This window comes from Kitasatospora sp. NPDC043950 (genome assembly GCF_056435345.1).
Window position 1 is genome coordinate 258,194 of record NZ_JBWKER010000001.1, and the last position, 11,880, is coordinate 270,073.

An 11,880-nucleotide genomic window follows, 5' to 3' on the forward strand; every position below is an offset into this window, starting at 1 on the left:
CGCGCCGGGGGTCAGGTCGGCGGGCCATGCGTCGGGGTGAACCCGGGTGGTGCTCGTTGCACCGCCAATGAAGCTACGGGCCACCTCGGGGTGCAGCAAGCAATTCTTGGTCTCCGCAGGTCAGTTGACTGTTACCGGCGGTATTGATCAAGGTGCCGCGCCCAGTTCGACCAGGTTTGACCACATTTTCAAGATCAACTGATCAACTTTCACGCCCCCCTTCACCTCTGTCCACCTGTGAGCCCGAGCACACCATCCACCCACCGCGACGACGAGCTGACGCACCGTCACCACTGAAGCCGGAGTTCCCCGTTCCGTCGGGCCATCTGGTGGCATCCGCCACACCCGACACGCTCCGCGACCGGTCGGACGCGTTCAGTCCCGGGCGCCGAGCTCCGCGTCCCGCGCCAACAGCGCCGCCTGCACCCGGTTCTCACAGCCCAACTTGGCCAGGATCCGGCTGACGTACGTCTTCACCGTCGCCTCGCTCATGTGGATCCGCGCCCCCGCGTCCGCGTTGGACAGCCCCTCGCCGAGCAGCGCCAGCACCTCCAGCTCGCGCGGCGTCAGCACCTCCAGCCGGCGCCGGGCGTCCGCACCCCGGGCGGCCGCCGAACCGCTGCGCCCGGAGGCCAGCGAGTCGACGATGTGCCGGGTGGCGGCCGGGGACAGGAAGGCGTACCCGCCGGCCGCCGCGCGCACCGCCTGGATCAGCTCGTGCGGCGCCGTGTCCTTGAGCAGGAATCCGGCGCCGCCCTCGGTCACGGCGCGCAGGACGTTCTCGCGCTCCCCGAAGGTGGTGAGGATCAGCGCCCGCGCGCCGGGTGCGACCCTCGGCAGCTCCGCGAGCGCCGTCAGCCCGTCCATCACCGGCATCTGAATGTCCAGCAGCACCACGTCCACCCCGTGCGCCCGGGCCAGCTCCAGCGCCTCCCGCCCGTCGGCGGCCTCGGCGACCACCTCGATGTCGGCGGCAGAGCCCAGGATCATCCTGATCCCGGCGCGGATGAGCGGCTCGTCGTCGGCGACGAGGACTCGGATCACGGCTGGTCATTCCCCTCGAACGGTGCTGCGGCAGGAACACCATCCTCACATCCGGCCGAACCCCGCGCCCCACCCGGTCAGAGCGGTCAGGACGGTCAGAGCGATCAGGGCGGTCAGGACTTCGTGAGGTAGTGCTCCTTCTCCACCAGCACCCCGTCCTTGAAGCAGAACCGCATCACATTGTCCTGGCCCCAGGCGTCGCTGAGGTCACCGGACAGGTACCAGCGGCAGTGCGCGCCCTCCGGGGGCTTCGGCCCGCTGCCCCGGTAGTCGTCGGTGAAGAAGGTGTTCCCCGGCGGCAGCCGGTGCAGCACGTCGGCCTCGGGCGTGCCGGTCTCCAGCCCGTCGTACACCGACTTCGGCACCGTCGCGTCGTCGGTGCCCTGGACGAAGGCCACCACGCCCCAGATCAGCAGCCCCAGCACGGTCAGGCCGACCGCCCCCACCCCGACCGCGCAGCCGATCGCCGGACTGCGCCGCCCCTCCTCCGCCCCGACGACCGGCGGCAGGCCGTCCAGCACCCAGTCGTCGACCCCGGCGATCGCCGCGGCCCCGTCGCCCGTGCCCTCCGCCCCCTCGTACGGCAGCACGCCGGCCAGCCGGAACCCCTGGTCCGGCGTCGGCCCGGCGTGCACCATGCCACCGACCAGCCGGGCCCGCTCCCGCAGGCCGGTCAGCCCCTGGCCGCCGCTGACCGCCGGGCCCGCGCCGGCGCGCACGCCCACGGGCTCCGGGGCGCACGGGTTGACCACCTCCACCACCAGCGCGTCCGGCTCGTACCGGAGCGCGACGGTGATCGGCGCGCCGGGGGCGTGCTTGTGCGCGTTGGTGAGCGCCTCCTGCACCATCCGATACGCCGCGTGGTCCACCGCGGCGGCCAGCGGACGCGGCTCGCCCTCCCGGGAGAAGGAGACCCGCGCCCCGGCCGCCCGCGAGGAGTCGACCAGCCCCTCGATCCCGTCCACCCCGCCCCGGGCCGGGGACGCGTCCGTCGCCGGCCGCACCGCCGTCGACTCGTCGTGCAGGACGCCGACCACCTCGCGCAGCTCCCGCATCGCCGCGACCGCCGCCTGCCGCAGCACCCCGACCGCCTCGCGCTGCCGGTCGTTGAGCGTACGGTCCACCTCCAGCGCGCCGGAGTGCACGGAGATCAGCGCCAGCTGGTGGCCCAGGCTGTCGTGCATGTCCTGGGCGATCCGGTGCCGCTCGCGCAGCCGGGCCTGGTGCACCACCATGACCCGCTCGCGCACCAGCTGGTCGTTGCGCTCGCGCAGCGCGTCCAGCAGGGCGCGGCGCTGGGCCCGGTAGCGGCCCCACAGCGCGGGCAGCACGGCGACCAGCAGGAAGCCGCCGAGCGAGAGCCCGACGATCAGCTTGGGCGAGGCCGAGCCGGCGTCCTTCAGCACCCCGGTCACCATGAACAGCACCCAGCTCAGCACGAAGGTGCCGACCAGCGCGGTGACCCGGCGCAGCCTCGCCCCGGCCGACCAGCCGGCGCAGACCAGCAGCAGCATCGGGCCGACGGCCCAGCCGGCCGCGGCCGAGGTGAGCAGCAGCACGGTCGCCGGGAAGGCCGGCCGCAGCACCCACAGCAGCGCGACCCCCAGCCCCACCAGGACGGGGTGGCCGGCACCGGCGGCCACCTCCAGCAGGGCCGCGACCCCGCCCATCAGCAGGGCCAGCGCGCCCTGGCCCACCACTCGCCGGGGCGGCCAGGGCCCGGGAAACGCCGTCCGTACCGCCTTCTTCCAGGCCCGCGCCATCGCATCCACCCGTCGAGGCTATCGGGCCGCGCCACCCGACCGCCGCCACCGTTCGTCGCCCCCGCCCCCGACGAAAGTCGCCGCTCACGGCGTTCGGGGCACCTCCGTGGGCACCCCCGTGGACACGCCCGTGGAGTCGTCCTCACCGAAGGCCATGAGCAGCAGCGCCACGTCGTCCACCCGGTGCGAGGAGCCGACCTCGCGCAGGATCCGTTCCGCCAGCAGCTCCAGGCCGTCCGGCCCCTGCGCCCCGCCGCGCCCGAGCGCGGCCCGCAGCAGGTCCACCCCCTGGTCGATCGCCATCGCCGGATCCTCCACCAGCCCGTCCGTGTACAGCGCGACCACCGTGCCGGGCGCCAGGCGCAGCTCGCTGACCGGGTACTCGGCCTGTTCCTCCACGCCCAGCAGCGGCCCGCCCGGCACGTACAGCGCCTCGGCCCACCCGTCCGGGAAGCGCAGCACCGGTGGCAGGTGCCCGGCCCGGGCGATCCGGGCGCGGCCGTCGGCGGGGGTGAGGCGGACGAGGCAGCAGCTGGCGAGCAGTCCGGGGTCGAGGTCGAGGAGGAGCCGGTTGGTGCGGGCGAGCACCTGGTCGGGCGGGTCGCCGCCGGTGGCGAAGGCGCGGACGGCGCTGCGCAGCTGGCCCATGGTGGCGGCCGCGCCGACGCTGTGGCCCTCGACGTCGCCGATCACCAGGGTGACGTCCCCGCCGGTGACGATCGCGTCGTACCAGTCGCCGCCGATCTCCATGCCCTGGGTGCCGGGCAGGTAGCGGGCGGCGATCCGGATGCCGGGCACGTCCGGGAGGCGGTGCGGCAGCAGCGCCTGCTGGAGGCCGCGGGCCAGGGCGAACTCGGCGTCGTACAGCCGGGCCCGTTCCAGGGCCTGGGCGATGAAGCCGCCGAGGGCGGTGAGCAGGCCGCGGTCCTCCGCGGTGAAGGGGCGCGGCCGGTCGAAGCCGAGGATGCAGCTGCCGACGGGGTGGCCGGAGGCGATCAGCGGCAGGAAGGCCCAGGCGCCCATGTCGTCGAGCGCGATGCCGGGGTAGGCGGCGGCGAGTTCGCGGACCGATTCGAAGAAGATCGGGGTGCCGGTGCTGAGCGTCTCCGCGCCGGGGATGCGGGCGGCGACCGGGGTGCCCTCGAAGCCGTCCAGGAAGCCGTCCGGGTAGCCGGTCTGCGAGATCAGGTGCAGGTGTTTGTCGCGCACCCCGTAGATGGCGAGCTCCTGGCCGCCGAAGGCCGGCAGGATCTCCTCGGCCACGGCCCGGCAGACCTCGCGCACGCTGACCGCCTCGGTGAGCGCGCTGGCGAGCTGGAGCAGGTGGTAGGTGCCGCCGATGCCGGCGGGGGCACCGGTCGGGGTGGCGCCGCGGGCCGCGGACGGCGGGGGCGCGGCCCTCGGTTCGGCCGCGCCCGGCGGGGCTTCCGCGGCCACCACCCGGCCGGTGACGCCGTGCGTGTCGGGGTAGAGCGAGAAGGCGAGCCAGCCGTCCGGCGGGCGGGCGGCCAGGAAGGCGGTGGGCTGCTGGGAGAGCAGGGCGGCCCGGTAGCGGTTCTCGAAGAAGGGGTCGGCGAGCCAGGGCAGCACGTCCCACAGGTGGTGGCCGACCAGGTCCTCGCGGCGCGCCTGGAGCAGTGGCTCGGTGGCGCGGTTGGCGTAGCTGACCCGGCCGTCCGGGTCGAGTGAGAAGACGCCCTCGCGCAGTCGCTCGACGGCGGCCGCGGCCGCGGTGAGGGTGCGGGCGTCCAGCACGGCGCCGACCAGATGGGTGCGGCCGTCCGAGATCGCCGCGGGCACCCGCGCCCAGAGCTCCACCGGGTACGGGTGGCCGTCCGACCCGAGCACCCGGACCCTGGCCGCCAGCACCTCGCCCCGGGCCAGGGCGGTCCGGGCGGCGGCCCGGAACTCGGGCAGGTCACCGGGGGCGATCCGGCTGCCGAGGGCGGCCACCGTGCCGTCGAACTCGTCGGGTTCGAGGCCGAAGATCGCGAGGAACTGCTCGTCGGCGGCCAGCGCCCCGGTGGCGACGTTCCAGTCGAACATCCCGACCCGGCAGGTCGGCGCGGACGGCGGCGGCAGCTCGACCACGGCCGCGTCGCCGCCCGGCTCCACGGGGTGCCCGGCCGCCGCCAGGCCCGCCAGCCCTGCGGCCAGCCGCTCGGCCACCTCCGCCAGCCGCGACGGGGCGTCCTCCGGGACGCCGTCGTCGGAGGCCGGCCAGAACACGCTGAGCACCCCGAACCGCTCCTCGCCGCCCGCCACCGGCACGCAGGCGGAGGCGAAGTCGTACGGCATGCCGACCGCGAGCTGCGGGAAGCGCCGCATGGTGTCCTCGGTGTCGGCGAGGGTGACGGTCCGCCCGGTGCGGAAGCTGACGGCGACGGGCAGCGGGCCGGCGGCGGCGATCCGCCGGAACGGGCTCATGATCGACAGCGGTACGCCCGCGATCGTGCAGAGCACCAGCGAGCGGCCGTCCCGCGAGCGCAGGTACACCATCGCCCCGTACGCCCCGGTGCCGCCGAGCGCCCGGCGGACGGCGCCCGCCAGCAGGTCGTCCCGCTCGGCCGCCGCCGGGGCGGCGTGGGGCTCCAGCGGCCGGTGCGGGCCGGGCGGCGCCGCCCGGTCACGGCCGCCCGCGTGCGGATGGCGCATGCTCTTTTGCTACGCCGGGCCCCGGGGCGTGTCAAGGCGAGCCCTCCGGGACCCCGGATGCCCGTCGGCCCCGGTTGCGCCAGCATGGACGGCATGCCGACCACCTCCGGCCGCACCACCGTGGTCAACCTCAAGGGCCACCGCGACGACCCCTCCTGCGCCGACGTCGTCTACGTCGGCCGCGCCATGCACCGCGGCGGCTGGCACCTGTCCGAATCCCCGCTGCACTGCCCCTACCGCCCCGGCCCCGACCTCACCCGCGAGCAGATGGTCGCCGACTACCGCGCCTACCTCCTCGCCCGCCCCGACCTGCTCGCCCTCGTCCCGCCCCTGCGGGGCCACCGCCTCGGCTGCTGGTGCGCCCCGCTCCCCTGCCACGCCGACGTCCTCGCCGACCTCGCCGACCACCCACCGCAGCACTGACGGGCGCGCGCCTCACAGCCCGGAGAGATCGGCCTCCACCGCGTACGGCACCACGCCCTCGACCTGACCGGTGAACAACTCGCCCACCCGGTACGAACCGCTCGCCGCGTCCAGCACGTAGGTGTGGACGATCGGGACGCCGCCGGAGACCTGCTCGACCCGCCAGTGGAACGGGATGCCCGCCTTGGCGTACTGGCCCGGCTTGACCACCCGGTCGGTGGTCTCCGAACCCGGTGGGACGACCTCGACGAGCAGCAGCACGTCCGCGGGTCTGGTGGGCGACTCGTCGATCGTGTCCGCCCGGTAGACCACCACGTCCGGGCGACGGTTGTTCAGCGGCACGTCCTGGAGCCTGACGTCGAAGTCCGTGTCGGCATTCCACTCGGCGCCGCCGGCCGCGTCCAGGGCGTTCGCCAGGAACCGCGCGAGCCGGTTGTGCCGTTTGGAGGCGCTCGGGCTCACGACCACCGTCCCGTCGACGATCTCGATGCCCTCGCACTGCTCCACGGTCCAGGAGTCGTACTGCTCGCTGGTGATCTGCCGGTGCATCCACTCGGGTGCGATCATCTCGGCCGTCACGCCGTACCTCCCCCGGGGCTGCTGGGCGGGCCTGTGCTGTGGGCCTCAGCCCAGTACGCCCCGGTCGGGGTTTCGGGTGGTTCGGGGGCTGTTCGATATCCTCCGGGCGAGTGGTGGCGCGTGGGGCGCCATGGGGGAGGTGGGAGCCGGTATGCAGTCGCCGTCGTCCGAGGGGCCCGTGCGCGAGGCCTCGTGGCAGTGGGACGGGGAGGCGGACGGCGCCGCGCGGGAGCCCGTGGACGTGGTCGGCGGGGGCGGGGACGGGCCGCGGCTGAGCCGGCGCGGGCTGCTGGCGGGGGCCGGGGTGCTGGCGGCGGGCGCGGCGGTGTGGGCGTTCGGCCGTTCGGGTGCGGACCAGCCGGCTCCGCCGCCGAAGCCGACCGCGTTGTCCGGGCCGACCCCGCTGTGGACGTACCGGGGGCCGGAGGCGATGACCCCGGAGCGGCTGACCGGCCCGCCGACCCGGCCGGTGTTCCTGTCCCGGGCCGGGCTCCAGGTCCTGGACCCGGCCACCGGCGAGGCGGCGCGGCTGCTCACCGTCGACCCACCGCGCGGGAACTGGCCGAGCGACCTGGAGGTGCTGGGCCAGGTGGTGCTCGGGCCGGACCGGGTCTTCACCACCTCCCCGGGCCACCTGGACGCCCGCCACCTCGGCGACCCCGCCGCCGACTGGAGCCTGCCGCTGCCCGACGACCTACAGGGCTCCGTCCAGTTGTCCGGCTTCGACGACGGCACCCTGTACGGGTACGTCTGGGACTGGTCGCGGGAGAGCTCGACGCCGAACGGCCGGCTCTTCGCCGTCCGGGTCGCGGACCGCTCGGTGCTGTGGCACCTCTCCATCGACCGCAACGAGCGGCCGTTCACCCCGGTCACCGCGCCCGGCGGCCGCCTCCCGTGCCTGCGCAACCTGGGCGACGGCAGCGAGCTGGTGGTCCGGGACGCCGCCGACGGCCGGGAGCTGTGGACGGCCCCCAACACCGGCGGCCTGAGCTGGTGCGTCTGCGGCCCGGTGCACCTCTACGTCCCCGACGGCGCCGACGGCGTCCGTGCGCTGCGCCCCGGCGGCGAGCCGGCCTGGACGGTCTCTCCCGCCCGGGGCGAGTCGTGGCGGGCGATGGCCCTGGTCTCCGACGGCCCGCGGGTCTACCTGACCCGCGACAACGGCCTGGTCACCGGGCACGACGCGGTCACCGGCGCACGGCAGTGGGCCTACCGGCTGCCGTTCCTGCTGGACCGCCGCAGCCATCCGCTGGTGGTCGGCGGCACGCTGTTCGTCCCCGGCCCGGCGGCCGCCGGGGTGTGCGCGATCGACACCGCGAGCGGCACGCCGCGCTGGACGTTCCTCGACTCGGGCCCCGGCAAGGACGTCTGGTCGCTCGCCGTCGACGCGAACCACCTCTACGTCGGCCACGACGACGTCCTGCACGCCCTCCCGCTCACCTGACCGCCCGGCACCACAGCCACGACGGCACGACAGCACGACAGGATGGCCTGATGCAGGTGCACCCGATCTCCCCCGACCGGCTGGCCGACGTGCTCGCCGACCGCATCGCCGCGCTGTCCGACCCCGGCGGCCGGTGGCTGCGGGTCGCGGTGGACGGCGCGCCCGCCGCCCGCCCCGACGTGCTCGCCGACGCCCTGGTGGAGCCGCTGCGGTTGCGCGGCCGCCCCGCGCTGCGGGTGTCGGCGGCGGGCTTCCTGCGCCCGGCCTCGATCCGGCTGGAGTACGGCCACCAGGACGCGGACGCCTTCCACGACCTCTGGCTGGACGACCGCGCCCTGCTGCGCGAGGTACTGGACCCGCTGGAGCCCGGTGCCAGCGGCCGCGTCCTGCCCTCGCTGCGCGACCCGGTGACGGACCGCTCGACCCGCGCCGCGTACGCCGAACTGCCGCCCGGCGGCGTGCTGTTGCTGGACGGCGCGCTGCTGCTCGGCCGCTGGCTGCCGCTGGAGCTGGCCGTCCACCTCGCGCTCACCCCGACCGCCCTGGCCCGCCGCACGCCCGCCGACCAGCAGTGGACGCTGCCCGCCTTCGCCCGCTACGAGGCGGAGACCGGCCCGGCCGAGGCCGCCGACGTCACCGTCCGGGTGGACGACCCGCGTCATCCGGCCCTGGTCGAGCGGACCTGACACCCGTACCGGCCGGGGCCGGGCCGCGCTGGCAGTAGGGGCACCAGTACGCCACCCGGTCCTGCGGGGGCGTGCCCTGGCGGGCGGTCCGCACGAGGGTGCCGCAGCGCGGGCAGGGGCGGCCGGCCCGGCCGTAGACCCAGTGCTGGTGGCCGCGCCGGGTGTCGCCGGTGGTGACGTGGCCGGGGCGCAGCCGGTTGGCGTCGAGGATCTCCCGGGCCCGCTCCACCAGCCGGTCGGGGCGCGGGAGTTGGCCGACCTCGGTCCACGGGGTGACGCCGGCCAGGTAGCAGAGTTCGGCGGCGTAGACGTTGCCGATGCCGGCGAGGTTGCGCTGGTCGAGCAGCGCCTCGGCGAGCGGGCGGCCGGGGTGGGCGAGCAGCCGGCGGACGGCCTCCACCGGGTCCCAGTCGGGGCCGAGCAGGTCGGGGCCGAGGTGGCCGACGGCGCGTTGCTCGTCGGCGGTGCGCAGCAGGTCGACGACGGGCAGCCGGTAGCCGACGGCGGTGCCCCGCTCGGTGCCGAGGACGGCGCGGATCTGCCAGGCGGGGCCGCCGGACCAGCGCTCGCCAGGCCGGTAGACCTCCCAGCGGCCGTCCATCCGCAGGTGGGTGTGCAGGGTGAGGCCGCCTTCGAGGCGGGTGAGCAGGTGCTTGCCGCGCGGGGCGACCTCCAGCACCCGGCGGCCGGCGAGGACGGCGGTGGCGTGCGCGGGCACCCGCAGGTCGGCGCTGGTCAGCACCTGCCCGGCGAGGGCCTCGTGCAGCCGGGCCGCCGCGCGGTAGACGGAGTCACCTTCTGGCATGCCTCCATCCTCCACCGCGCGGCGGCCCGGCGGGGCGGCGCGCTACTCGGCCTCGGCCACCTGGCCCTCCCGGACGACGACGACCGGGCAGGACGCGTGCTCGGTGAGGTGGCGGCTGACCGAGCCGAGCAGCACGCCGGAGAAGCCGCCGAGGCCGCGGCTGCCGACGACGAGCAGCGCGGCGCCCTTGGCGGCCTCCAGCAGGGCCTGGGCGGCGTTGCCGGGCATCACGCTCTCGCTGATCCGCACGCCCGGGTCGTCGCCGACGACCCTGACGACGGTGTCGGAGAGGGTCTTGCCGGCCAGTTCCTCGGGGTTGAAGACCTCGGCGGACGGCACGCTCGGCGCGGCCCAGCCGTAGAACGCCGGGTACTCCCAGGCGGCGATCGCGGTGATGGTCCCGCCGACGGCCCGTGCGTAGTCGACCGCCCAGCGCAGCGCCTGCTCCGAGGCGGGCGAGCCGTCCACGCCGACGACGATCCGGGGGTTGGCACTCATGGCGTTACTCCTTGGCGCTCAGTTCCTGCTCGGTCCCGACACCCCGAACATAGATCAAATCGGGCGTGTGGTCGATATTTGCCACGCCGTGATCGGCGTTTTGCATTCAGATCGATGGCAATAGGCCTGGCCGATCTGCGGTTCTGCGGTTCTGCGGTTCTGCGAGGATGCCCGCTTACCGGACCATCCCTGACGGCTCAACTCCGGTAAGCGGCCCAGGAGTCGGCCATCCGCTGGACCTGGCCAGGGGTGAACTGGCTCATGCAGGAGTCGTAGCTGTAGTCCATGAAGTTGTGGATCGGGTCCAGGCCGGGCCCGGTGCAGGTGTGGCGGCCCTCGGGGCAGCCGTAGGCGGGGGTGCGCTCGGGCGGGGTGTCGTCCACGTAGTCGCCCGGGGGCAGGCAGCCGCCCTGGAAGGTGTGGAACAGGCCGAGCCAGTGGCCGATCTCGTGGGTGGCGCTGCTGCCCTCGTTGTAGTGGGCGGCGGCGCCGCCGGGCAGGGAGGCGTCGAGGACGACCACGCCGTCGTCGGCGGGGTTCGAGCGGTAGGCGCCCGGGAAGGTCGACCAGCCGAGCAGGGACTGGCCGAGCTTGGCGGTGTAGAGGTTGAGGGTGCCCGCGTCGCCCTTGCGCAGCGCACTCTTCATCGCCGCCTCGGCCCCGGAGCCGGGAGTGATGCCGTCGTACCAGGAGGCGTTGTCGGTGTAGTCGGTGCCGGCCAGCTCGAAGTGGAACTGGCTGGGGGTGTTGCCGTCGCCCTGGCCGCCGTAGGTCGCGTTGAGGTGGTCGATCTGGGCGGCGACGACGCCCCCGTCGAGCCGGCCGGCGTCACCGGCGTGGATCACGTGGACGAAGACCGGCACCGTCGTCGGGGCGCCGATCCGGGCGTGGGCGGAGGAGAGCTGGGCGAGCCGGTCGTCGAGGTCCGCCTGCATCGCCCGGGCCTCGGCGGCGGTGACGGCGTTCGGGTCCTGCCCCGCCTGGCCGCCGGCCGGCTTGCGGGCGGCGGCGTCGGAGTCGGAGCCCGCACAGGCCGCGGTCACGGCGGCCGCGGCGGTCACGGCGGCGGAGTGCGGGGCCGGGGCGGCGAGCTGGCTGAGACCGGTGGCCGCGACCAGCGCGGCGGCCCAGGGGAACAGACGGGGGGCACGCGAGCGCACCCGGGCAGTACGGCGCATCTGCGCTCCTGACAAGGGAGTTGACGGAGTGTCGGCCGCGCCCCGGGCCCGCCCGGCTCGGCGCGGACCCGCCGAGACTACGACGCGGCGAAGACGATCTCCCGCAGGGCGCGCGCGGCGGCCCGGTCGAGTACCACGGCCGACGCACAGCCCTCCGGCGGCCGCCCGGCCCCAGTGAGCCGGCGCCGCAGCCTGTCGACGGCGGCCCGGTGCCGGAGGAAGGCGTAGCGGGAGACGCCCTGCCCCCGGCTCTGCTGGCCCTCCCGCGCCTCGGCCGGTTCGGCGTCCAGCAGCAGCAGGTGCACCCGGCGGCCCTGCCGGGCGGCGGTGCGGGTCAGCCAGAACCGCACCCAGGACAGCGAGCCGCAGTCGTGGACGGCGAGCGGCCCGCCGGCCAGCACCGCGCGCCGCAGCCGCCGGTAGTGCGCGATCCGCGCCAGCGGGCGGTAGAGGGCGTACGGGAGGCGGCCGGGCAGCCTGGCCGCGTACTCCTCGCGGACCAGTTGGGAGTCGACCAGCGGGGCGCGCACGCAGCGGCGCATCAGGGTGCTCTTGCCGCTGCCGGGCAGCCCGGAGACGACCAGCAGGTCGCCGGCGGGGTAGTGCAACGCCACGGGGGCGGGGCCGGCCCGCAGGTCGTGCAGGCCGGGCTGCACCCGTAAGGCCTGCCGGGCGGCGGCGAGGCCCCGTCCAGGGGGCGGGGGGGGGGGGGGGGGGGGCCCCCCCCCCCCCCCCCTCCTCCTCCCCCCCCCCCCCCCCCCCCCCCCCCCCCCCCCCCCCCCCCCCCCCCCCCCCACACAAACAA

At 75.6% G+C, this 11,880-nt stretch carries 11 protein-coding genes; 3 read left to right on the forward strand and 8 right to left on the reverse strand.

What is annotated here, in order from left to right; genetic code table 11:
- Window positions 1-375: 375 nt before the first annotated feature.
- The 3 genes from AC07BF_RS01025 to AC07BF_RS01035 form a co-directional block, all read right to left on the reverse strand.
- Window positions 376-1,044, reverse strand: coding sequence for a response regulator transcription factor (locus AC07BF_RS01025; protein WP_478332707.1), 669 nt, complete (start codon window positions 1,042-1,044; stop codon window positions 376-378).
- A gap of 113 nt (window positions 1,045-1,157) precedes the next feature.
- Complete coding sequence (locus tag AC07BF_RS01030) at window positions 1,158-2,807, reverse strand: sensor histidine kinase (protein WP_363588510.1); 1,650 nt, start codon at window positions 2,805-2,807, stop codon at window positions 1,158-1,160.
- 84 nt (window positions 2,808-2,891) lie between these two features.
- Entirely contained in the window at window positions 2,892-5,462 is a 2,571-nt protein-coding gene (locus AC07BF_RS01035; protein ID WP_478332708.1) for a SpoIIE family protein phosphatase, read from the reverse strand.
- A gap of 93 nt (window positions 5,463-5,555) precedes the next feature.
- Between AC07BF_RS01035 and AC07BF_RS01040 the strand changes: the two genes are divergently transcribed.
- Complete coding sequence (locus AC07BF_RS01040) at window positions 5,556-5,885, forward strand: DUF4326 domain-containing protein (protein ID WP_063351637.1); 330 nt, start codon at window positions 5,556-5,558, stop codon at window positions 5,883-5,885.
- A 12-nt stretch (window positions 5,886-5,897) separates the two neighbouring features.
- Here the strand turns inward: AC07BF_RS01040 and AC07BF_RS01045 are convergent, their stop codons facing one another.
- Window positions 5,898-6,464 (reverse strand): Uma2 family endonuclease, encoded by a 567-nt coding sequence (locus tag AC07BF_RS01045; RefSeq protein ID WP_400985091.1) that lies wholly within the window; start codon window positions 6,462-6,464, stop codon window positions 5,898-5,900.
- 151 nt (window positions 6,465-6,615) lie between these two features.
- On the opposite strand from AC07BF_RS01045, the gene AC07BF_RS01050 reads away from it, so the two are divergent.
- Together AC07BF_RS01050 and AC07BF_RS01055 are read left to right on the forward strand one after the other, a co-directional pair.
- Window positions 6,616-7,908, forward strand: a complete 1,293-nt coding sequence (locus AC07BF_RS01050; RefSeq protein WP_478332709.1) for an outer membrane protein assembly factor BamB family protein — start codon at window positions 6,616-6,618, stop codon at window positions 7,906-7,908.
- A gap of 50 nt (window positions 7,909-7,958) precedes the next feature.
- On the forward strand, window positions 7,959-8,594 hold the full coding sequence (locus AC07BF_RS01055) for a nucleoside/nucleotide kinase family protein (RefSeq protein ID WP_363588492.1): 636 nt from the start codon (window positions 7,959-7,961) through the stop codon (window positions 8,592-8,594).
- Here AC07BF_RS01055 and AC07BF_RS01060 read toward each other — a convergent pair.
- The 4 genes from AC07BF_RS01060 to AC07BF_RS01075 form a co-directional block, all read right to left on the reverse strand.
- On the reverse strand, window positions 8,542-9,399 hold the full coding sequence (locus AC07BF_RS01060) for a DNA-formamidopyrimidine glycosylase family protein (RefSeq protein WP_363588494.1): 858 nt from the start codon (window positions 9,397-9,399) through the stop codon (window positions 8,542-8,544). The genes AC07BF_RS01055 and AC07BF_RS01060 overlap by 53 nt on opposite strands.
- Window positions 9,400-9,441: 42 nt before the next feature.
- Window positions 9,442-9,897, reverse strand: a complete 456-nt coding sequence (locus AC07BF_RS01065) for a universal stress protein (RefSeq protein ID WP_363588496.1) — start codon at window positions 9,895-9,897, stop codon at window positions 9,442-9,444.
- Between the two features lie 197 nt (window positions 9,898-10,094).
- The gene (locus tag AC07BF_RS01070) at window positions 10,095-11,075 is read right to left on the reverse strand and encodes a zinc metalloprotease (protein ID WP_478332710.1); all 981 of its coding nucleotides are present in this window, start codon (window positions 11,073-11,075) and stop codon (window positions 10,095-10,097) included.
- 77 nt (window positions 11,076-11,152) lie between these two features.
- Entirely contained in the window at window positions 11,153-11,731 is a 579-nt protein-coding gene (locus AC07BF_RS01075; protein ID WP_478317566.1) for an AAA family ATPase, read from the reverse strand.
- Window positions 11,732-11,880: the final 149 nt, after the last annotated feature.